The organism is Pseudomonas sp. Pseusp9, assembly GCF_059491265.1.
Genome location: NZ_CP168500.1, coordinates 2,821,833 through 2,842,158, shown reverse-complemented (window position 1 = coordinate 2,842,158; position 20,326 = coordinate 2,821,833). Strand labels below are relative to the sequence as shown.

Genomic DNA, 20,326 nt, shown 5'->3' with positions numbered 1-20,326 from the left:
CGGGCCACTCTTGCGTTCACTCAACCGAATGGACGTGGCCCTCCCATGAAACGCATCTGTGTGATCGACTCCCACACCGGCGGCGAACCGACCCGCCTGGTGACCGCCGGCTTTCCCGACCTGGGCACTGGCAGCATGGCCGAACGGCGCAAGGTGTTAGCCGAGCAGCATGATCAATGGCGCGCCGCCTGTATGCTGGAACCACGGGGCAGTGACGTACTGGTGGGCGCCCTGCTCTGCACGCCGGTGGACCCTGGCGCCTGTGCCGGGGTGATATTCTTCAACAACACCGGTTATCTGGGCATGTGCGGCCACGGCACCATCGGCCTGGTGGCGTCGTTGGCGCACCTGGGCAAGATCGGCCCCGGCGTGCACAGCATCGAAACGCCGGTGGGCACGGTGCAGGCAACCCTGCACGAAGACCATTCGGTGAGCGTGCGCAACGTACCGGCCTACCGTTATCGCAAGGCGCTGGCAGTGCAGGTGCCGGGCATCGGCCAAGTGGTCGGTGATATCGCTTGGGGCGGCAACTGGTTTTTCCTGATCGCCGAGCATGGCCTGCGGGTGGCTGGCGACAACCTCCAAGCGCTGACCGATTACACCTTCGCCGTGCAGCAAGCACTGGAAAACCAAGGCATCCGCGGTGAAGACGGCGGCTTGATCGATCACGTCGAGTTGTTCGCCGATGACGATCACGCCGACAGCCGCAACTTCGTGCTCTGCCCCGGCAAAGCCTATGACCGTTCGCCCTGCGGCACCGGCACCAGTGCCAAACTGGCATGCCTGGCCGCCGACGACAAATTGCAACCGGGGCAGATCTGGCGCCAGGCCAGCGTCATCGGCAGCGAGTTCGAGGGTTCCTACGAACTGCAGGGTGAGCGCATCGTGCCGACCATTCGTGGTCGCGCGTTCATCAGTGCCGAGGCGAGCCTGATCATCGAACAGGACGACCCGTTCGCCTGGGGCATTCGCCCATGAACGAGGGCCAGGTGGCCGATGTGATCGTGATCGGCGCCGGCATTATCGGCGCTGCCTGTGCCCAGGCGCTGGCCCGTCGCGGCTTGCAGGTGCTGGTGCTGGACGCCGGCCTGCACGGCGCCACGGCCGCCGGCATGGGCCACTTGCTGGTACTCGACGACAACCCCGCTGAACTCGCCCTGAGTCAATATTCGTTGCAGCGCTGGCGCGAACTGGGCGCGGACCTGCCCGACAGCTGTGCCTACCGCTGCAACGGCACGCTGTGGCTGGCGGCGAATGTCGAAGAAATGGCGGTGGCCCACAGCAAATTCCTGAACCTGCAAGCCCAGGGCGTGGCTTGCGAACTGATCGGCGCCAATGCCCTGCGCCAGCGCGAACCGGAACTGAGCGAAGGACTGGAAGGCGGCTTGCTGATCATTGGCGACGGCATTCTATACGCCCCGGCGACGGCCGGATGGATGCTCGAAACACCGAACATCCGCCAGCGCCGGGCACGGGTCAGTGCGGTCGATGGCAACCGCGTCCGCCTCGATGATGGTCACTGGTTGAGTGCCGATGCGGTGGTGCTGGCCAACGGCATTCAAGCCAACGAGCTGTGCCCGGAATTGCCCATCGAGCCGAAAAAGGGCCACTTGCTTATCACTGACCGCTACCCCGGCAGCGTCACCCATACGCTGGTGGAACTGGGTTATGTCACCAGTGCCCACAACGCCACGGGGCCGTCGACCGCCTGCAATATCCAGCCGCGCCCCACCGGGCAACTGCTCATCGGCGCCTCGCGGCAATTCGGCACCACCGACCCGCAGGTCGAAGGCTGGATGCTCGCGAAAATGCTCAAGCGTGCCGCCGAATACATGCCGGGGCTGGCCCGGCTCAATGGCATCCGTGCCTGGACCGGTTTGCGCGCGGCCAGCCCAGACGGCTTGCCGCTGGTGGGCCAACATCCACAACGTCGAGGCTTGTGGCTGGCAGTCGGTCACGAAGGACTGGGCGTCACCACCGCCCCCGGCACCGCCGATTTACTGGTGGCGCAACTGTTCAACGAAACCCCGCCACTGGCCGCACAACCTTATCTGCCCCAGCGTTTTCTCGGAGAACCGGTCTATGCCTGAATTGTTGCTGGACGGCCACGCCCTGAAAGTCGCCGAAGGCACCAGCGTCGCCGCTGCCCTGGCGTTGGCCAGTGACGGCTGCACGCGTACCTCGGTCAGCGGTCAGCGCCGTGCGCCGCTGTGCGGCATGGGCATTTGTCAGGAATGCCGGGTGACCATCGATGGCCGGCGTCGCCTGGCTTGCCAGACCCTGTGCCGTGACGGCATGCAGGTGGAGACTCGCCCATGAATGAATACGCTGATCTGTTGATCATTGGTGCTGGCCCTGCGGGGATGAGCGCGGCCCTTGCCGCCGCCCCCAGCGGCGCCCGTATTGTCATGCTCGACGACAACCCGCTGCCGGGCGGGCAAATCTGGCGCGACGGACCTCAAGCCAAGGTGCCCGGTCAGGCCCGGCGCCTGCGCGAGCGTCTGGCGTCGTGCAACAACATCCGCCATCACGCCGGTACTCGGGTGATCGCCGCCCCCGGCGCGAAACAACTGCTGGTGGAAGATGACGACCATGGCTGGTTGATCAGCTACGACAAACTGATTCTGTGCACCGGTGCCCGTGAATTGCTGCTGCCCTTCCCCGGCTGGACCCTGCCGGGAGTCACCGGTGCGGGTGGGTTGCAGGCGCTGATCAAGGCCGGTTTGCCGGTGCAGAACCAGCGCGTGGTGATCGCCGGCAGCGGCCCGCTGTTACTCGCCAGTGCCGCCACCGCCAGACAGCATGGCGCGCAAGTGCAACGCATCGCCGAACAGGCCAGCCGCAGCGCCGTCGCCGGTTTCGCCGTGCAACTGCCGCGCTGGCCTGGCAAATGGCTGCAATCGTTCAGCCTGTTCGACCACCACTACCGCACCGCCACCCACGTATTGGCGGTGCTTGGCACCGACCGAGTGGAAGGCGTGCGCCTGCAACAGCAACACAACATCGTTGAGTTGGAATGTGATCGGCTGGCCTGTTCTTTCGGGTTGATACCGAATATCCAGTTGGGTCAGGCACTGGGTTGCGCCATCGAAGATCAAGCCATTGCAGTGGATGCCTGGCAGGCCAGCAACCGCGCCGATCATTATGCGGCGGGCGAATGCACAGGGTTCGGCGGCAGTGAACTGGCCTTGGTGGAAGGTGCGATTGCCGGCCACGCTGCGGTCGGCAATCTGGAAGCCGCCAAGCGATTCTGGCCACGTCGGGCGCGCTGGCAGGGTTTCGCCAAGGCGCTGAACAACGCGTTCGCCCTCGACCCGCGACTCAAGTCCCTGGCCCAACCCGACACCCTGGTTTGCCGCTGCGAAGACGTGCCCTACGCGGCATTGACTGGTCACTCTGCCTGGCGCGAAGCCAAACTCGCCAGTCGCTGCGGCATGGGCGCCTGTCAGGGCCGGGTGTGTGGCGGCGCAGTACGGCATTTGTTTGGTTGGCAGCCCTCAGCACCGCGCCCACCCTTCAGCCCGGCGCGGATCGAAACCCTGATGTCCCTGGACGATACCCCGCCAGCGTGATGACCACGCCTGGGGTTTCGGTCACGCTGCCGAGTCTCTATGAACCCGGGGGTCGCCCTCAGCCCCCCAGCGCCATGTATCCCTCGCTCACCACCTTTGAACCTTGCAATCTGCCGACGCTGCTGAACAGCCTTCAGCCCATCGCGCCGTTGCTCGATACCCTGTCGGACGTGGTGTTTTTCATCAAGGACTGCGAGGCCCGCTACGCCTTCGTCAACCAGACTCTGGCCCGGCGTTGCGGTCTCAAACATGTGGACGAGCTGCTGGGGCGCACCGCCGAAATGGTCTTCCCGGAACGCTCCGGTCCGCTGTACACCGAGCAGGATCGGCGAGTGCTGTCCAGCGGTCGCGAACTGGCCGATCAGCTGGAGCTGCATTTGTATTATGGCAATCAGTCGATCTGGTGCCTGACCCACAAACTCGCCTTGAAGGATGAACAGCGTCGAATCGTGGGCCTGGCCGGTATCTCCCGCGACCTGCAATCGCCGCAGTCCAACCATCCGGCGTTCCAGAAAGAAGAAGGTTCGCGGTTGCTACTGCACACCGGGTTACCGATTACCGGGATTGCCTTGCGCTGTGGTTACACCGACCACAGTGCCTTCAGCCGGCAGTTTCGGGTGCTGACCCGTTTGTCGCCGAGTCAGTATCGCGATAACTCGCGCTGAAGATCAAAAGATCGCAGGCTGCGCCAGCTCCTGCGCCCACCGTGTACACCCGCGATTAAAACGTCTGCCAGTGTTCCTTTAAGGGGCGCCCACGCTACCGCTGCTCCCATATGTAACACCTGCCCCCGATACCTTGGCGTCACCGTGCCTCGGGTTGCAGCGCTACAAAACCTCTACGCCAAGGCCTGACAACTAATTCACCCCTCGGACTGGAAATAGGCACGCTGGTTGCTATTGTTAATATCGTATACGAAATCTCCAATACGATATTCAATAGCACTTCACATCAACGAGGCCTCTATGAAAAACCCCGCATTTGCCGTAGCCCTCAGCGCTGTTCTCAGTACCGCCTTTATCGCCACTGCCCAGGCCGACAAGCTCGACGACATCATCGGTTCGGGCAAGCTGCGCTGCGCCGTGACCCTGGACTTCCCGCCCATGGGCTTTCGCGATGCCAGCAACTCACCGGCCGGCTTCGATGTGGACTATTGCCACGACCTGGCGAAGATCCTCGGGGTCGAGGCCGAAGTGGTGGAAACGCCGTTCCCGGATCGCATTCCGGCACTGGTCTCCGGGCGGGCTGACGTGATCGTCGCGTCTACCTCCGACACCCTCGAACGCGCCAAGACCGTTGGCCTCACCGTGCCCTACTTTGCCTTCCAGATGGTGGTACTGACCCGCGACGACACCGGCATCAACGGCTTCGACGACCTCAAGGGCAAAGCAGTGGGCAACACCAGCGGCACCTATGAAGCCATCGCCCTGGAGAAAGACGTGAAGAACTGGGGTTCGGGCAGTTTCCGAGCCTACCAGTCGCAGAGCGATACCCTGCTAGCCGTCGCCCAAGGCCACATCGATGCCACTGTGGTCACCAACACCGTGGCCGCCGCCACCCTCAAGTCGGGCAAATACAAAAACCTGAAAGTCGCCGGTAACGCCCCGTACGTCATCGACTACGTGTCCCTGGGTGCCAAGCGCAGCGAGTACGGCCTGCTCAACTACCTCAACCTGTTCGTCAACCAGCAAGTGCGCAACGGTCGCTACAAGGAGCTGTTCGTTAAATGGGTCGGCACCGAGATCCCGCCGACCAACCTGACCGTACCTCAGGTCTACTACTGAGATGACCGGCATGCCTGGGCCAATTTCTCTGACCGGACGCAGCCTGGTGGCGGGTGCCGCGCAAGGCACCCTGCTGTTCGCCGATGTCGGCTTGAGTTTCTGGGGCGGAGTCGATCCCTGCACGGGTGAAGTCATCGACCGCCATCACCCGCTCAGCGGCCAATACCTGGCCGGCCGCGTGCTGGCGATTCCCAGTGGTCGCGGCTCGTGCACCGGCAGCAGCGTGTTGATGGAATTGATCAGCAACGGCCATGCACCGGCGGCATTGGTACTGGCCGAAGCCGACGAGATCCTGACCTTGGGCGTGCTGGTGGCGCAGACCATTTTTGCCCGTTCCCTGCCGGTGCTGTGCATCGGTCGGGAGGCCTTCGCCGCCTTGCGCGGCCAGGCCTTCGCCCGGGTCGAAAATACAACGCTGAGCCTGTTCGATCACCTGCCGGGCGACGCCTGGCAGGCGCTCGACAGCCCATTGCCAAACACTGACAGCAGCGCCTCGATCAGGCTCACCGAGCACGATCGGGCGCTGCTCGACGGCCGACATGGCAAGGCCGCGCAAATGGCCATGCAGATCGTCCTGCGTATGGCCGAGCTGCAGGGTGCCGACCACTTGGTGGATGTCACTCAAGCACACATCGACGGCTGCATTTACACCGGACCGGCGAGCCTGCGCTTTGCCGGGCAACTGGTGCAATGGGGAGCAACAGTGCGAGTGCCCACCACCCTCAATTCAATTTCCGTCGACCAGCGCCGTTGGCGCGAACTGGGTATCGATCCGGCACTGGGTGAACCGGCCAGTGCCTTGGGCGATGCCTATATGGCGATGGGCGCACAGCTCAGTTTCACTTGCGCGCCGTACCTGCTCGACACTGCACCGAAGGCTGGCGAGCAAATCGTCTGGGCGGAATCCAACGCAGTGGTCTACGCCAACAGCGTGCTCGGTGCCCGCACCCTGAAATACCCGGACTATCTGGACATCTGCATCGCCCTCACCGGTCGCGCCCCGCTGATCGGCTGCCACCTGGACGCGCAACGCAAGGCCCGGTTGCAGCTCGAGTTGCCTGCCCTCGGTGAACTGGACGATGCCTTCTACCCGCTGCTGGGCTACCACATTGGTGCCCTGGCCGGCAGTCGCGTGCCGCTGGTGCTGGGGCTGGAAAAACGCCAGCCGAGCCTGGACGACCTCAAAGCCTTTGGCGCGGCCTTCGCCACCACCTCTGCGGCGCCACTGTTCCACATCGCCGGGGTCACCCCGGAGGCCATTGACCCGGCGCAGGTGCTGGATGCGGACACTGCCATTGCCGTGGAAAAAATCCGCCTGAAGGACCTGCTGTCGAGTTGGCGCGAACTCAACAGTGCTCGCGATAACCGGGTGGATGTGGTGTCGCTGGGCAACCCGCACTTTTCCCTCAGCGAGTTCGCTCACCTGGCGCGACTGTGCCGCGGACGACAAAGACACCCGGATGTGGTGCTAGCCATCACCTGCGGCCGTGCCGTGCTGGAGCAGGCCCGCGAGGCCGGGCACATCGCCGTGATCGAAGCGTTTGGCGCGACCCTGGTCACCGACACCTGCTGGTGCATGCTCGGCGAACCCGTCATCCCCCTGGCGGCTGAAACCCTGATGACCAACTCGGGAAAATACGCCCACTACGCACCGGGCCTGGTCGGCCGCAAGGTGCACTTCGCCAGCCTTGCCGAATGCGTCGACGCGGCCTGCACCGCAACGGCCAGCGGACGTTTGCCGGCCTGGTTACAACCTGCTGCCCTACTGGAGAGCCCTGCGCATGTTTGACTACAGTTTCCAATGGCGCTCCGCCTTGCGCGCCCTGCCGGACATGCTTGCCGGTGCCATCGTCACCTTCGAAACCGCCGCGCTGTCGATGATCTTCGGCGTGCTGATCGCCCTGGCCCTGACGGTGATGCGCGAGGCCAAACACCCATTTCTGCGCGGGTTCGGCAACGGTTGGGTGTCGATTGCCCGCAACACCCCCTCGCTGTTCCAGATCTACATCCTCTACTTCGGCCTCGGCTCGCTGAACCTGCATGTCAGTTCCTGGTTCGCCCTGCTGGCCGGGATCACGTTCAACAATGCCGGGTATCTGGCGGAGAACTTTCGCGGCGGCCTCAAGGCCGTGCCTGGCACGCAGGTGCGTGCGGCGCGTTCCCTCGGCATGAGTGCCTTCCAGGCCTACCGCATGATCATTGTCCCGCAACTGCTGCGGATCGTGTTCTACCCGCTGACCAATCAGATGGTCTGGGCGGTGTTGATGACGTCGCTGGGGGTGATCGTCGGGCTAAACAATGACCTGACCGGTGTGACCCAGGAATACAACGTCAAAACCTTCCGCACCTTCGAGTATTTCGCCATCGCAGCGGTGCTGTATTACTTGATTGCCAAGGCGATCGTCGCGGCAGCCCGGCTGATGGCCTGGCGGTTGTTCCGTTACTGAGGAGCTGTCCATGTTTTCCACCGATTTTTCCTCGAACGACCTGATGTTCCTGCTCAACGGTGCATGGGTCACGATGCGACTGACGTTCTGGTCGATCATTCTCGGCTCCTTGGCCGGGTTGCTCTTCGGCCTGCTGCGCGCCTTGTTGCCACGGGCCAGCCTGCCGTTGGCCTGGGTGCTGGACGTGTTTCGCAGCGTGCCGTTGCTGATCCAGTTCGTACTGTTCAACTCACTCAAAAGCATCATCGGTTTGAACATCAGCGCCTTTAGCGTCGGCTGCATTGTGTTGGGGGTTTACGCTGCGGCGTACTTCACCGAGATCGTGCGTGCCGGCGTGCTGGCGGTGCCGTTCACCGTACGCCGGGCCAGCCGTTCGCTGGGGCTGAGCTTCTTGCAGGACTTGCGCTGGATCGTCCTGCCGATGGCCACCCGGGTAGCGTTCCCCGGCTGGCTGAACCTGGTGCTCGGTGTAATGAAAGACACCGCGCTGGTGATGTGGATCGGCATCGTCGAACTGCTGCGCGCCTCGCAAACCATCGTCACCCGCATCCAGGAACCGTTGCTGGTGCTGTGCATCGCGGGCCTTATCTACTACGTCATGAGCCTGGTGGTCGCACGCCTGGGCGCTCGTCTGGAAAGAAGGTGGCAAGAAAATGATTGAGATCGACAACGTACATAAATCCTTCGGCAACCTCGAAGTGGTCAAGGGCGTCAACCTGACGGTGAACAAGGGCGAGGTGGTGTCGATCATCGGCGGCTCCGGCTCCGGCAAATCGACCTTGCTGATGTGCATCAACGGCCTGGAACCGATCCAGAAAGGCAACATCCGCGTTGACGGCGTCGAGGTCCATCACAGCGCCACCGACCTCAATCGCCTGCGGCAGAAAATCGGCATTGTGTTCCAGCAATGGAATGCCTTCCCGCACCTGACGGTGCTGGAAAACGTCATGCTCGCGCCACGCAAAGTGCTGGGCAAAAGCAAGGCTGAAGCTGAAGAACTGGCGGTGAAGCAACTGACCCACGTCGGGCTGGGCGACAAGCTCAAGACCTTCCCCGGCAAGCTGTCCGGTGGACAGCAACAACGCATGGCCATCGCCCGTGCCCTGGCCATGTCACCGGACTACATGCTGTTTGACGAAGCTACCTCGGCCCTCGACCCGCAGTTGGTAGGTGAAGTGCTGGACACCATGCGCATGCTCGCCGAAGACGGCATGACCATGGTGTTGGTGACCCACGAAATCCGCTTTGCCCGAGACGTGTCCGACCGCGTGGCGTTCTTCCGCAATGGCCTGGTGCATGAGATCGGTTCGCCGGATCAGGTGATTGGCAACCCGGTGCGTGCGGAGACTGCAGAGTTTCTGAAATCAGTGAAATAGCGACCGAGGCCTTCACAGGCGAAACAAGGAGCAAACCATGCGTTCATCAAAAGTCATTCATGTCGTCAGTTGCCACGCCGAAGGCGAAGTCGGTGACGTGATCGTGGGCGGTGTCGCCCCGCCGCCCGGCGCCACCGTGTGGGAACAGTCGCGCTGGATCGCCCGGGACGAAACCCTGCGCAACTTCGTCCTCAACGAACCCCGCGGCGGCGTATTTCGCCACGTCAACCTGCTGGTCCCGGCCAAGGACCCACGGGCGCAGATGGCCTGGATCATCATGGAACCGGCGGACACCCCGCCGATGTCCGGCTCCAACTCGTTGTGCGTCGCCACCGTCTTGCTCGACAGCGGCATCCTGCCCATGACCGAGCCGCAAACCCGCCTGGTGCTGGAAGCGCCCGGTGGCCTGATCGAAGCCGTGGCCGACTGCCGGGATGGCAAGGTGCAACGGGTGGAAGTGAAAAACGTGCCGTCTTTCGCTGATCGACTGGATGCGTGGATTGAAGTCGAAGGTATCGGCTCGCTGAAGGTCGACACCGCTTATGGTGGCGACAGTTTTGTGATTGCCGATGCCAAAGGCCTGGGTTTCTCCATCCGCCCGGATGAAGCGGCCGATCTGGTGGCGGTCGGGCTGAAAATCACTCGGGCGGCCAACGAACAACTGGGCTTCGTGCATCCGCTGAACCCCGAGTGGTCACACATTTCCTTCTGCCAGATCGCCGCGCCGATCGTCCATGAGAACGGCATCGCCACCGGCGCCAATGCGGTGGTGATTCAACCGGGCAAGATCGACCGCTCCCCCACCGGCACGGGTTGCTCGGCGCGCATGGCGGTGTTGCAGGCCAAAGGCTTGATGCAGGTTGGCGAGCGCTTTGTCGGCCGTTCGATTATCGGTTCCGAGTTCCACTGCCGCATTGATTCGTTGACCGAAGTCGCCGGCCGCGCCGCGATTTACCCATGCATTTCCGGCCGGGCGTGGATCACCGGCACCCATCAGTTGCTGCTCGACCCAAGCGATCCGTGGCCACAAGGCTATCGCCTGTCCGACACTTGGCCCGGCGCCTGATCACGCAATCCCTGCCCCCCCGGACCATCGGCCAGTAAAACCCCCTGAAAACCCAAAAAAGCACTGGCCGAGCATTGTCACTTTAAAATTCGTATACGAAATACAATTAGCCAATCGGAGACAACAATGAGCAAGCGCATTAACTGGAGTGGCGTCTTCCCGGCGGTGACCACTCAATTCAACGATGACTACTCTATCAACCTGGAAAAAACCCATCAGGTGATTTCCAACGTAATCCGCGACGGCGTGTCGGGCCTGGTGGTCTGCGGCTCGGTGGGTGAAAACACCTCGCTGACCGCCGAAGAGAAAATCGCCGTGACTGAAGTCGCTGTCGATGCCGCCCGTGGTCGCGTACCGGTGATTTGCGGCGTGGCCGAGTTCACCAGCCTGCAAGCGGCCAAGGTCGCCAATGCCGTACGCCGGGTCGGCGTCGATGGCGTGATGCTGATGCCGGCGCTGGTCTACGGTTCCAAGCCGTTCGAGACCGCCGAGCATTACCGCTACGTGGCGAAAAACGCCGACGTGCCGCTGATGGTCTACAACAACCCGCCTATCTATAAGAACGACGTCACCCCGGACATCCTGATTTCCCTGGCCGACTGCGACAACGTGGTGTGCTTCAAGGATTCTTCCGGCGACACCCGCCGCTTCATCGACGTGCGCAACGAAGTCGGTGACCGTTTCGTGCTGTTCGCCGGCCTCGACGACGTGGTGCTGGAAAGCATCGCCGTGGGTGCCGAAGGTTGGGTCTCGGGCATGTCCAACGTGTTCCCGAAAGAAGGCGAAACCATCTTCCGCCTGGCCAAGGCCGGTCGTTTCGCCGAAGCCATGCCGATCTACGAATGGCTGATGCCGATCCTGCACCTCGATGCCCGTGCCGACCTGGTGCAATGCATCAAGCTGTGTGAAGCCATCGCCGGGCGCGGCAGCGCCTTGACCCGTCCGCCACGCCTGGCCCTGCCGGAAGCCGACCGCGTATTTGTCGAGCAGATCATGGCCAAGGCGTTGGCCAACCGCCCGGAACTGCCGGACGTCGGTCTCTGAGTGATTGCCGGGCGGACCTCTACTGGCCCCGCCCGGCTGCCCGTTCTTTTGCACCTTTAACAAGGTACGTCAGCATGTCGAATCCTCAACACACGCAAAGCGCAACCACACCCTCGGGACTCAAACGCGTAGTGGCCGCCGCCATGGCTGGCACCGTCGCCGAATGGTATGAGTTCTTTCTCTACGGCACCGCCTCGGCATTGGTTTTCGGCAAGCTGTTCTTCCGCCAGACCGACAACCCCATCGACGGCATCATCGCCGCCTTCGCCTTGTACGCGGTCGGCTTTCTCGCCCGGCCGTTGGGCGGCTTGGTATTCGGTCACTACGGTGACAAATTCGGCCGCAAACGCCTGCTGCAACTGAGCCTGGTAGTGGTCGGCATCACCACCTTCCTCATGGGTTGCCTGCCTGGCTTCGACCAGATCGGTTACACAGCGCCGGTGCTACTGGTGCTGTTGCGGTTGATCCAGGGCTTCGCTTTCGGTGGCGAATGGGGCGGCGCGATTCTGCTGGTGTCCGAACACTGCCCGGACAATCGTCGGGGTTTCTGGGCCAGTTGGCCGCAAGCCGGGGTGCCGGCCGGTAACCTGGTGGCCACGGTCGCCCTGCTGCTGTTGTCGTCGAACCTTACAGAGCAACAGTTCCTTGCCTGGGGCTGGCGCGTGGCGTTCTGGTTCTCGGCGGTAGTCGTGTTGATCGGTTACTGGATTCGCACCAGCGTCGATGACGCGCCGATCTTCAAGGAAGCCCAGGCCCGTCAGGCACAGACCAAACAGCAGCAGCTCGGTGTGGTGCAAGTGCTGCGTCATCACTGGCGTTCGGTGCTGGTGGGAATCGGCGCACGCTTTGCCGAGAACATCCTTTACTACACCGTGGTGACGTTCTCGATTACCTATCTGAAACTGGTGGTGCACAAGGACACTTCGCAAATTCTGCTGCTGATGTTCGGCGCGCACCTGGTGCACTTTTTCCTGATCCCGCTGATGGGCTATCTGTCGGACATCGTCGGGCGCAAGCCGGTGTACCTGACCGGCGCGGTGCTCACAGCGTTCTGGGGGTTCATCGGTTTCCCGATGATGGACACCGGCAACAACTGGCTGATCATGGCCGCCATCACCCTGGGCCTGGCCATCGAGTCGATGACTTATGCGCCTTACTCGGCGCTGATGGCTGAACTGTTCCCGACCCACGTACGCTACACCGCGCTGTCCCTGTGCTACCAGGTGGCGCCAATCTTCGCCGGTTCCCTGGCACCGCTGATCGCCATCACCTTGCTCAACAAGTACCAGAGCTCGACTCCGATCGCCTGGTACCTGGTGGGCGCCGCGTTGATTTCCGTGGTGGCTGTCGGCCTGACCCGCGAGACCCGTGGCAAGTCATTGCGCCAGGTGGATGCCGAGTCGGCGGCGCGGATTGCTGCCGTGGACGCAGCCGTGCCGGCCGCCCCGCGCCGGGGTGACTCTTTGGCTTGATGGCCCTGAAAGATCGCAGGCTTCGCCAGCGCCTGCACCGACCGCATTCGTCCGTCATGAACGGATGGATACCGTTCCCGCAGGAGTTGCCGCAGGCTGCGATCTTTATTGAGCACTTTGATTCAATCAGGCGAGCAAGGCCTTGAGGTCGTTGTACAGCGCCTCGGGAATTTGCACGCCTTCCACCTGGCTGCGTGCCCGCGACGCGTAACGTCGTTGCGACGGTAAGCGTGCGCCCTGCCCTTCAATGCCCTGGAACAACGTTTCGGCCCGGGCCAAATGTTCTTCAGTGGCGTCCCCCAGAAAGCGCCGAGGGTCCAGGGCGATGATCAACTCGCCATGGTACGGCGACGACTTGCTGCCCTCGTCGTAAATCAACGACTCGGCACTGGTCAGGTCACCAATCAGCGGCCCGGCAATCAACTCCACCATCGCCGCCAGAGCCGACCCCTTGTGCCCGCCGAACGTCAGCATCGCGCCGCTGTCGAGCACCACGTTGGCATCGGTGGTCGGCTGGCCTTGGGCATCGACGCCCCAACCTTCGGGAATCGCCTTGCCGGCACGCCGGTGCAGTTCGATATCACCACGGGCAATCGCGCTGGTGGCGAAGTCGAACACAAACGGATCCTGCCCCGCACGCGGCCAACCGAAGGCAATGGGATTGGTGCCGAACACCGGCAGTCGTCCACCGGCCGGCGCCACCCAGGCGTGGCTCGGATTACACGCCAGTGCCACCAGACCGGCAGCAGTCAGCTGCTCGATCTCCACCCACAGCGCCGAGAAATGTACACAGCGGTTGATTGCCAACGCCGCAATGCCGTTGGCCCGGGTTTTCTGCGCCAGCAACGGCAACCCCGCCTGAAACGCCAACTGCGAAAAGCCACCGCCAGCATCCACCCGCACAATCGACGGCGCCTGGTCGATCACCTGTGGCTCGGCATCGGCTGACACCTTGCCGGCCCGCAGGGAGTTCACGCACCCCAGAATCCGGTACAAACCGTGGGAGGCACAGCCATCACGTTCGCCAGCAATCACCGTTGCCGCCACTGCTTGTGCGTGGGCCAGATTAAAACCGTTGTGCAACAAGATCGATTCGGCCAAATTACGGGCTTCGATCAGGGTCAGTCGGATCATGGTCATCTCCTTGGACAGACCGGTCAGAGTGGTCTGTCCAAGGCGTTATGGCTTGATGGGTTTGGGCATTGGCGGTGACGAAATTGGCACAGCGCAGGCAAGCCCACAGCGATTTGGGAACGACAAAGATCCCTGTAGGAGCGAGCCTGCTCGCGAAAGCCGCAACACGGTTCCAAGTCTGACTATTGCATCCAATGCAACACACAATTGTCATCAATCCAGTTGATGACGACCGAACGCAAGGCGCAGGCTAGAGGGCTGGCTTGGGTCTCATATCATTCCGAATGATAGTTACCTTTGCCCCATTCGATTCGTGAGATACAAACCCGCCGCGCATCATTCGCCAATCTCAACACATTGGCGGATGCATCCATGGAACAGTCACTCAAACATTTGCGCTTCCCGTTGGCCTTGTTGGCCGTAGTGGTGATCAGCGCTTGCGGCAAGGCCCCGGAAACTGCCGCCAGCATGCCCGCAGCCAAGGTCAGCGTGGCCAAGGTGCTGGAACAACCGGTCAACGAGTGGGACGAATTCACCGGCCGTCTCGAAGCGCCGGAAACAGTCCAGATTCGTCCACGGGTCTCCGGCCAGATCGATGAAGTGGCCTTCACTGAAGGTGCCCTGGTCAAGAAAGGCGACCTGCTGTTCCAGATCGACCCGCGTCCGTTCCAGGCTGAGGTCCGCCGCCTCGAAGCACTGGTTGCACAATCGCGCGCCAACGCCACCCGCAGCGAAAACGAAGCCCAGCGCGGTGAGCGCCTGCGCACCAGCAACGCCATTTCCGCCGAACTGGCCGATTCGCGTACCAGCGCCGCACAGGAAGCCCGCGCCGCCGTCGGCGCCCTGCAAGCGCAGCTGGACCTGGCTAAATTGAACTTGAGTTTCACCCGCGTCACCGCACCGATCAACGGCCGCGTCAGCCGTGCGGAAATCACCGCCGGCAACCTGGTGACCGCCGACACTACTCCACTGACCAGCGTGGTCTCCACCGACAAGGTGTACGCCTACTTCGACGCCGACGAACGTGTGTTCCTCAAGTACACGGAGCTCGCTCGCCAGGGCAAGCGCGGCGCCACCACCCCGGTTTACATGGGCCTGTCCAACGAGGACGGCAACCCGCATCAGGGCGTGATGAACTTCGTCGACAACCAGGTCAACCCGAAAACCGGCACCATCCGTGGCCGCGCCGTGTTCGACAACAGCGATGGCAGCTACACCCCGGGCCTGTATGCACGCCTGAAACTGGTGGGCAGCGGCACCTACAGCGCCATGCTGATCAACGATGAAGCGGTCGGCACCGACCTGGGCAAGAAGTTCGTGATCGTGATGGATGGTGACAACAAGACTGCCTACCGCGCCGTGGAACTGGGTCCGAAGATTGAAGGCTTGCGCATCGTGCGCAACGGTCTGAACAAGGACGACACCATTATCGTCAAGGGTCTGCAACGGGTACGTCCTGGCTCACCGGTCACCCCTGAAGTGATTCCGATGGCCAGCGAACAAACCCTCGCGGCACTCGCACAACAACGTCAAGCGCTGGAAGCCAGCAACCTGCCCCAAGTCGCGCCCGCCAGGGTTGCACCGGGTACGGCTGTGAAACTGGCTGCCACGACCCCACGCGGTTAAGGGATTTCCAAGATGAATTTTTCCCAATTCTTCATTTCACGGCCGATCTTCGCAGCGGTGCTGTCGCTGCTGATCCTGATCGCCGGTGCGATCTCGCTATTCCAGCTGCCGATCAGCGAATACCCGGAAGTCGTGCCGCCCACCGTGGTGGTGCGCGCCAACTTCCCGGGTGCCAACCCGAAAGTCATCGGCGAAACCGTGGCCGCGCCCTTGGAGCAAGCCATCACCGGCGTCGAGAACATGTTGTACATGTCCTCGCAATCCACCGCTGACGGCAAGATCACCCTGACCATCACCTTTGCCCTGGGCACCGACCTGGACAACGCGCAGGTGCAGGTGCAGAACCGCGTGACCCGGACAGAGCCGAAACTTCCCGAGGAAGTGACGCGCATCGGTATCACCGTGGACAAGGCCTCGCCCGACCTGACGATGGTGGTGCACTTGACCTCGCCGGACAAACGCTACGACATGCTGTACCTGTCCAACTACGCGATCCTCAACATCAAGGACGAGCTGGCGCGCCTGGGCGGTGTCGGTGACGTGCAACTGTTCGGCATGGGCGACTATTCGCTGCGAGTCTGGCTCGACCCGAACAAAACCGCTTCGCGCAACCTGACCGCCACTGACGTTGTAACGGCCATTCGTGAACAGAACCGTCAGGTGGCCGCCGGTGCATTGGGCGCTCCCCCTGCCCCGAATGCCCAAAGCTTCCAACTGTCGGTCAACACTCAGGGCCGTCTGGTCAGTGAGGAAGAGTTCGAGAACATCATCATTCGCTCCGGCGAAAACGGTGAAATCACCCGCCTCAAGGACATCGCACGCGTCGAGCTGGGCTCCAGCCAGTACGCCCTGCGCTCGCTGCTGAACAATCAGCCGGCGGTAGCAATCCCGATCTTCCAGCGCCCTGGCTCCAATGCCATCGAAATCTCCAATGAAGTGCGGGCCAAAATGGCCGAACTGAAGAAGGGCTTCCCCGAAGGCATGGACTTCAGCATCGTCTATGACCCGACGATCTTCGTGCGCGGCTCCATCGAGGCGGTGGTCCACACCCTCTTCGAAGCGCTGATCCTCGTGGTGCTGGTGGTGATCCTGTTCCTGCAAACCTGGCGTGCCTCGATCATTCCGTTGGTGGCGGTGCCGGTATCGCTGATCGGTACCTTCGCGGTGATGCACCTGTTTGGATTCTCGCTCAACGCCTTGTCGCTGTTCGGCCTGGTCTTGGCGATCGGTATCGTGGTGGACGACGCCATCGTGGTGGTGGAGAACGTCGAGCGCAACATCGAACTTGGGCTGACCCCGGTGGAAGCCACCAAACGCGCCATGCGTGAAGTGACCGGGCCCATCATTGCCACGGCGCTGGTGCTGTGTGCGGTGTTTGTTCCGGCGGCGTTCATCTCCGGCCTGACCGGCCAGTTCTACAAACAGTTCGCCCTGACCATTGCGATCTCCACGGTGATCTCGGCCTTTAACTCGCTGACCCTGTCGCCAGCGCTGGCCGCCGTGTTGCTAAAAGGCCACGACGCGCCGAAAGACCGATTCTCCAAGGTACTGGACAAGATTTTTGGCGGCTGGCTGTTCCGTCCGTTCAACCGCTTCTTTGAAAAAGCCAGCCATGGTTATGTCGGCACCGTTGCCCGTGTGATCCGCTCCAGCGGCATCGCCCTGCTGCTGTACGCCGGCCTGATGGTCCTGACCTTCTTCGGTTTTTCCAGCACCCCGACCGGTTTCGTGCCCGGCCAGGACAAGCAATACCTGGTGGCTTTCGCGCAACTGCCGGACGCCTCGAGCCTGGACCGCACCGAAGACGTGATCAAGCGCATGTCCGAGCTGGCGCTGAAACAGCCTGGCGTGGAAAGTGCGGTGGCCTTCCCCGGCCTGTCGATCAACGGATTCACCAACAGCCCGAACGCCGGCATCGTGTTCGTGACCCTCAAGCCGTTCGACGAACGCAAAGACCCGAGCATGTCCGCAGGGGCCATTGCCGGCGCCTTGAACGGCCAGTACGCGAACATCCAGGAAGCCTACATGGCGATCTTCCCGCCGCCACCGGTACAAGGCCTGGGCACCATCGGCGGTTTCCGCCTGCAGATCGAGGACCGGGGCAACCTGGGCTACGAAGAGCTGTACAAGGAAACCGTGAACATCATCGCCAAGAGCCACAGCGTTCCGGAACTGGCCGGCCTGTTCACCAGCTACACGGTGAACGTGCCACAGGTCGATGCGGCTATCGACCGGGAAAAAGCCAAGACCCACGGCGTGGCCGTCAGCGACATCTTCGACACCCTGCAGATCTACCTGGGCTCGCTGTATGCCAACGACTTCAACCGCTTTGGTCGCACCTATCAGGTCAACGTCCAGGCCGAACAACAGTTCCGCCTCGAATCCGACCAGATCGGCCAGCTGAAAGTGCGCAACAACAAGGGCGAGATGATCCCGCTGGCGACCTTCATCAAGGTCAGCGACACCTCGGGTCCGGACCGGGTGATGCACTACAACGGCTTCATCACCGCTGAAATCAACGGTGCGGCAGCCCCAGGCTACAGCTCCGGCCAGGCCGAAAAAGCCATCGAGAAACTGCTCAAGGATGAACTGCCCAACGGCATGACCTACGAGTGGACCGACCTGACCTACCAGCAGATCCTGTCCGGCAACACCGCGCTGTTCGTGTTCCCGCTCTGCGTGCTGCTGGCGTTCCTGGTACTGGCGGCTCAATACGAAAGCTGGAGCCTGCCACTGGCGGTGATCCTGATCGTACCGATGACCCTGCTGTCGGCCATCACCGGTGTGATTGCCTCGGGCGGTGACAACAACATCTTCACCCAGATCGGCCTGATCGTACTGGTGGGCCTGGCCTGTAAGAACGCGATCCTGATCGTCGAGTTCGCCAAGGATAAACAGCTCGAAGGTCTCAACCCGCTGGCGGCGGTCCTGGAAGCCTGCCGCCTGCGTCTGCGGCCGATCCTGATGACCTCCTTCGCGTTCATCATGGGTGTCGTGCCTTTGGTGTTCTCCAGCGGCGCCGGTGCCGAAATGCGTCATGCCATGGGTGTGGCGGTGTTCTCCGGGATGCTCGGGGTGACCTTCTTCGGTCTGTTGCTGACGCCGGTGTTCTACGTACTGATTCGTAACTTTGTCGAGCGCGGCCAGGCACGCAAAGCTGCCAAGGCCAACCTGAAGCTGGAGTCGCACTGATGAGTTTGAAAGCGTTCCTGCCGAGCCTGCTGGCACTGGCCTTGAGTGCCTGTGCCGTGGGCCCCGACTACAAGACTCCAACCACCGAGGCGGCCAACATCACGGCCGCCACCGACGGCGCCGCCGGCCAGAAGAACTTTGACCGTTCACATTTCGAAGGCATCTGGTGGCAGCAGTTCGAAGACCCGACCCTCAACCAGTTGGTGACGCAATCACTGCAAGGCAACCGCGATTTGCGCGTCGCCTTCGCCCGCTGGAAAGCCGCACGGGCAATCCGCGATGACGTCAGCAACGACGCCATGCCGACCATCACCAGCCGCGTCAGCAGCGACCTGGGCAAAGGCCAGATCCCGGGCCAGACCACCAAGCGGGTCAACAGCGAACGCTATGACCTGGGCCTGGACATGGCCTGGGAGATTGATCTGTTCGGTCGCATCCAGCGCAACCTGGAGTCGGCCAACGCCGAGCAACAGGCGTTCGAGGCCGACCTGTACCAGTTGCAAGTGACCATGATTGCCGAACTGGTGGATTCCTACGGTCAACTGCGTGGTGCGCAACTGCGCGAGAAAATCGCCCTGGCCAACCTGGAAAACCAGCGCGAGTCGCGCAAGATCACGGTCAACCTGCGTGATGCCGGCGTCGGCGATCAGCTCGATGTGGAGCGTGCCGATGCGCGACTGGCGTCGGTTGAAGCCAGCGTGCCGCAACTGCAGGCCGAACAGGTGCGGCAGAAAAACCGTATCGCCACCCTGCTGGGTGAACGTCCGGACAAGCTGACCGTGGACTTGAGCCCAAAAGACCTGCCGGCGATTGCCAAGGCCTTGCCGATCGGTGATCCGGGTGAACTGCTGCAACGCCGTCCGGACATCCTCAGTGCCGAACGCCAACTGGCTTCGGCCACCGCGCGTATCGGCGTGGCCAAGGCCGATCTGTTCCCTCGGGTCAGCCTCAGCGGCTTCCTTGGCTGGACCGCCGGACGTGGCTCGCAGATCGGTTCTTCGGCGGCCAACGCCTGGGCGCTGGGCCCGAGCATCACCTGGGCCGCGTTTGACCTGGGCAGCGTAAAAGCCCGTATACGCGGTGCCGACGCCGATGCCGAAGGCGCCCTGGCGACCTACGAACAGCACGTGTTGCTGGCCCTGGAAGAGTCGGAAAACGCCTTCAGCGACTACGGCAAACGCCAACAGCGCCTGATTTCGCTGATTCGCCAGAGTGAGTCCAGCCGCTCGGCCGCCGACCTGGCTGAAATCCGCTACCGCGAAGGCACCGCCGACTTCCTCGTGCTGCTCGATGCCCAGCGTGAGCGCCTGGCGGCCGAAGACACCCAGGCCCTGGCCGAAGTGGACCTGTATCGCGGCATCGTCGCGATCTACAAGGCCCTCGGAGGCGGCTGGCAGCCGGAGACGGTCGCGAGCAGGTAAACCTTTTTCAACGAGCTCCTTGGGTTGGCCGCAGCCAACCAATTTCCTTGCCCTGCGTCTCATTCGGTCGCGGGGCTTTTTTATGCCTTTTTCCAGGCAACGCATATCCCTTGTAGGAGCGAGCTTGCTCGCGAAGAACCAGAGAACACCGCGTTAATTCAGACTGCCCGCGTCATCGTTGACCAACATCGC

Annotated in this window: 17 protein-coding genes; 16 read left to right on the top strand and 1 reads right to left on the bottom strand. The window is 62.3% G+C overall.

The window, feature by feature from the left end; all coding sequences use genetic code 11:
* The first annotated feature begins 45 nt into the window (after positions 1–45).
* The 13 genes from ACEN8E_RS12865 to abaF all read left to right on the top strand — a co-directional run bounded on the left by ACEN8E_RS12865 (position 46) and on the right by abaF (position 12,761).
* Positions 46–978 carry a 4-hydroxyproline epimerase gene (locus ACEN8E_RS12865; RefSeq protein WP_495592935.1) on the top strand — a complete coding sequence of 311 codons (933 nt, stop codon included), beginning with the start codon at positions 46–48 and terminating at the stop codon, positions 976–978.
* Entirely contained in the window at positions 975–2,090 is a 1,116-nt protein-coding gene (locus ACEN8E_RS12860) for an NAD(P)/FAD-dependent oxidoreductase (protein ID WP_495592934.1), read from the top strand. The genes ACEN8E_RS12865 and ACEN8E_RS12860 overlap by 4 nt, the downstream gene beginning before the upstream one ends.
* A complete protein-coding gene (locus ACEN8E_RS12855) occupies positions 2,083–2,319 on the top strand; it encodes a 2Fe-2S iron-sulfur cluster-binding protein (protein ID WP_007994312.1) in 237 nt (78 codons plus the stop codon). The genes ACEN8E_RS12860 and ACEN8E_RS12855 overlap by 8 nt, the downstream gene beginning before the upstream one ends.
* On the top strand, positions 2,316–3,572 hold the full coding sequence (locus ACEN8E_RS12850) for an FAD-dependent oxidoreductase (protein WP_495592933.1): 1,257 nt from the start codon (positions 2,316–2,318) through the stop codon (positions 3,570–3,572). Before ACEN8E_RS12855 ends, ACEN8E_RS12850 begins: the two co-directional genes overlap by 4 nt.
* Before the next feature lie 74 nt (positions 3,573–3,646).
* Positions 3,647–4,237 carry a PAS domain-containing protein gene (locus ACEN8E_RS12845; protein ID WP_495592932.1) on the top strand — a complete coding sequence of 197 codons (591 nt, stop codon included), beginning with the start codon at positions 3,647–3,649 and terminating at the stop codon, positions 4,235–4,237.
* Positions 4,238–4,537: 300 nt separating this feature from the next.
* The gene (locus ACEN8E_RS12840; RefSeq protein ID WP_495592931.1) at positions 4,538–5,356 is read left to right on the top strand and encodes an ABC transporter substrate-binding protein; all 819 of its coding nucleotides are present in this window, start codon (positions 4,538–4,540) and stop codon (positions 5,354–5,356) included.
* A gap of 10 nt (positions 5,357–5,366) precedes the next feature.
* A complete protein-coding gene (gene lhpI, locus ACEN8E_RS12835; protein ID WP_495592930.1) occupies positions 5,367–7,145 on the top strand; it encodes a cis-3-hydroxy-L-proline dehydratase in 1,779 nt (592 codons plus the stop codon).
* Complete coding sequence (locus ACEN8E_RS12830; protein ID WP_495592929.1) at positions 7,138–7,803, top strand: amino acid ABC transporter permease; 666 nt, start codon at positions 7,138–7,140, stop codon at positions 7,801–7,803. Before lhpI ends, ACEN8E_RS12830 begins: the two co-directional genes overlap by 8 nt.
* A 10-nt stretch (positions 7,804–7,813) precedes the next feature.
* Entirely contained in the window at positions 7,814–8,464 is a 651-nt protein-coding gene (locus tag ACEN8E_RS12825; RefSeq protein ID WP_495592928.1) for an amino acid ABC transporter permease, read from the top strand.
* Positions 8,457–9,179 (top strand): amino acid ABC transporter ATP-binding protein, encoded by a 723-nt coding sequence (locus tag ACEN8E_RS12820; protein WP_008018646.1) that lies wholly within the window; start codon positions 8,457–8,459, stop codon positions 9,177–9,179. Before ACEN8E_RS12825 ends, ACEN8E_RS12820 begins: the two co-directional genes overlap by 8 nt.
* A gap of 37 nt (positions 9,180–9,216) precedes the next feature.
* Positions 9,217–10,245 carry a trans-3-hydroxy-L-proline dehydratase gene (locus ACEN8E_RS12815; RefSeq protein WP_008018645.1) on the top strand — a complete coding sequence of 343 codons (1,029 nt, stop codon included), beginning with the start codon at positions 9,217–9,219 and terminating at the stop codon, positions 10,243–10,245.
* A 126-nt stretch (positions 10,246–10,371) separates the two neighbouring features.
* Complete coding sequence (locus ACEN8E_RS12810; protein WP_095942202.1) at positions 10,372–11,289, top strand: dihydrodipicolinate synthase family protein; 918 nt, start codon at positions 10,372–10,374, stop codon at positions 11,287–11,289.
* 74 nt (positions 11,290–11,363) lie between these two features.
* Entirely contained in the window at positions 11,364–12,761 is a 1,398-nt protein-coding gene (gene abaF / locus ACEN8E_RS12805; RefSeq protein ID WP_495592927.1) for a fosfomycin efflux MFS transporter AbaF, read from the top strand.
* 126 nt (positions 12,762–12,887) lie between these two features.
* Here abaF and ACEN8E_RS12800 read toward each other — a convergent pair whose 3' ends face one another.
* Positions 12,888–13,895 (bottom strand): Ldh family oxidoreductase, encoded by a 1,008-nt coding sequence (locus tag ACEN8E_RS12800; protein WP_495592926.1) that lies wholly within the window; start codon positions 13,893–13,895, stop codon positions 12,888–12,890.
* Between the two features lie 372 nt (positions 13,896–14,267).
* Here ACEN8E_RS12800 and mexE point away from each other — a divergent pair, with 372 nt between their 5' ends.
* Genes mexE through ACEN8E_RS12785 form a run of 3 tightly spaced genes read left to right on the top strand, consistent with a single transcriptional unit; the run spans position 14,268 to position 20,134 of the window.
* Complete coding sequence (gene mexE, locus ACEN8E_RS12795; RefSeq protein WP_495592925.1) at positions 14,268–15,521, top strand: multidrug efflux RND transporter periplasmic adaptor subunit MexE; 1,254 nt, start codon at positions 14,268–14,270, stop codon at positions 15,519–15,521.
* A 12-nt stretch (positions 15,522–15,533) separates the two neighbouring features.
* Entirely contained in the window at positions 15,534–18,713 is a 3,180-nt protein-coding gene (locus ACEN8E_RS12790) for an efflux RND transporter permease subunit (protein WP_495592924.1), read from the top strand.
* Positions 18,713–20,134, top strand: coding sequence for an efflux transporter outer membrane subunit (locus ACEN8E_RS12785; protein ID WP_495592923.1), 1,422 nt, complete (start codon positions 18,713–18,715; stop codon positions 20,132–20,134). The genes ACEN8E_RS12790 and ACEN8E_RS12785 overlap by 1 nt, the downstream gene beginning before the upstream one ends.
* The last annotated feature ends 192 nt before the right edge of the window (positions 20,135–20,326 follow it).

Bases quoted from the DNA above. Each gene is read 5' to 3' on its own strand.
- ACEN8E_RS12865 (WP_495592935.1), top strand. From the start codon at position 46: ATGAAACGCATCTGTGTGATCGACTCCCACACCGGCGGCGAACCGACC.
- ACEN8E_RS12860 (WP_495592934.1), top strand. From the start codon at position 975: ATGAACGAGGGCCAGGTGGCCGATGTGATCGTGATCGGCGCCGGCATT.
- ACEN8E_RS12855 (WP_007994312.1), top strand. From the start codon at position 2,083: ATGCCTGAATTGTTGCTGGACGGCCACGCCCTGAAAGTCGCCGAAGGC.
- ACEN8E_RS12850 (WP_495592933.1), top strand. From the start codon at position 2,316: ATGAATGAATACGCTGATCTGTTGATCATTGGTGCTGGCCCTGCGGGG.
- ACEN8E_RS12845 (WP_495592932.1), top strand. From the start codon at position 3,647: ATGTATCCCTCGCTCACCACCTTTGAACCTTGCAATCTGCCGACGCTG.
- ACEN8E_RS12840 (WP_495592931.1), top strand. From the start codon at position 4,538: ATGAAAAACCCCGCATTTGCCGTAGCCCTCAGCGCTGTTCTCAGTACC.
- lhpI (WP_495592930.1), top strand. From the start codon at position 5,367: ATGCCTGGGCCAATTTCTCTGACCGGACGCAGCCTGGTGGCGGGTGCC.
- ACEN8E_RS12830 (WP_495592929.1), top strand. From the start codon at position 7,138: ATGTTTGACTACAGTTTCCAATGGCGCTCCGCCTTGCGCGCCCTGCCG.
- ACEN8E_RS12825 (WP_495592928.1), top strand. From the start codon at position 7,814: ATGTTTTCCACCGATTTTTCCTCGAACGACCTGATGTTCCTGCTCAAC.
- ACEN8E_RS12820 (WP_008018646.1), top strand. From the start codon at position 8,457: ATGATTGAGATCGACAACGTACATAAATCCTTCGGCAACCTCGAAGTG.
- ACEN8E_RS12815 (WP_008018645.1), top strand. From the start codon at position 9,217: ATGCGTTCATCAAAAGTCATTCATGTCGTCAGTTGCCACGCCGAAGGC.
- ACEN8E_RS12810 (WP_095942202.1), top strand. From the start codon at position 10,372: ATGAGCAAGCGCATTAACTGGAGTGGCGTCTTCCCGGCGGTGACCACT.
- abaF (WP_495592927.1), top strand. From the start codon at position 11,364: ATGTCGAATCCTCAACACACGCAAAGCGCAACCACACCCTCGGGACTC.
- ACEN8E_RS12800 (WP_495592926.1), bottom strand. From the start codon at position 13,895: ATGATCCGACTGACCCTGATCGAAGCCCGTAATTTGGCCGAATCGATC.
- mexE (WP_495592925.1), top strand. From the start codon at position 14,268: ATGGAACAGTCACTCAAACATTTGCGCTTCCCGTTGGCCTTGTTGGCC.
- ACEN8E_RS12790 (WP_495592924.1), top strand. From the start codon at position 15,534: ATGAATTTTTCCCAATTCTTCATTTCACGGCCGATCTTCGCAGCGGTG.
- ACEN8E_RS12785 (WP_495592923.1), top strand. From the start codon at position 18,713: ATGAGTTTGAAAGCGTTCCTGCCGAGCCTGCTGGCACTGGCCTTGAGT.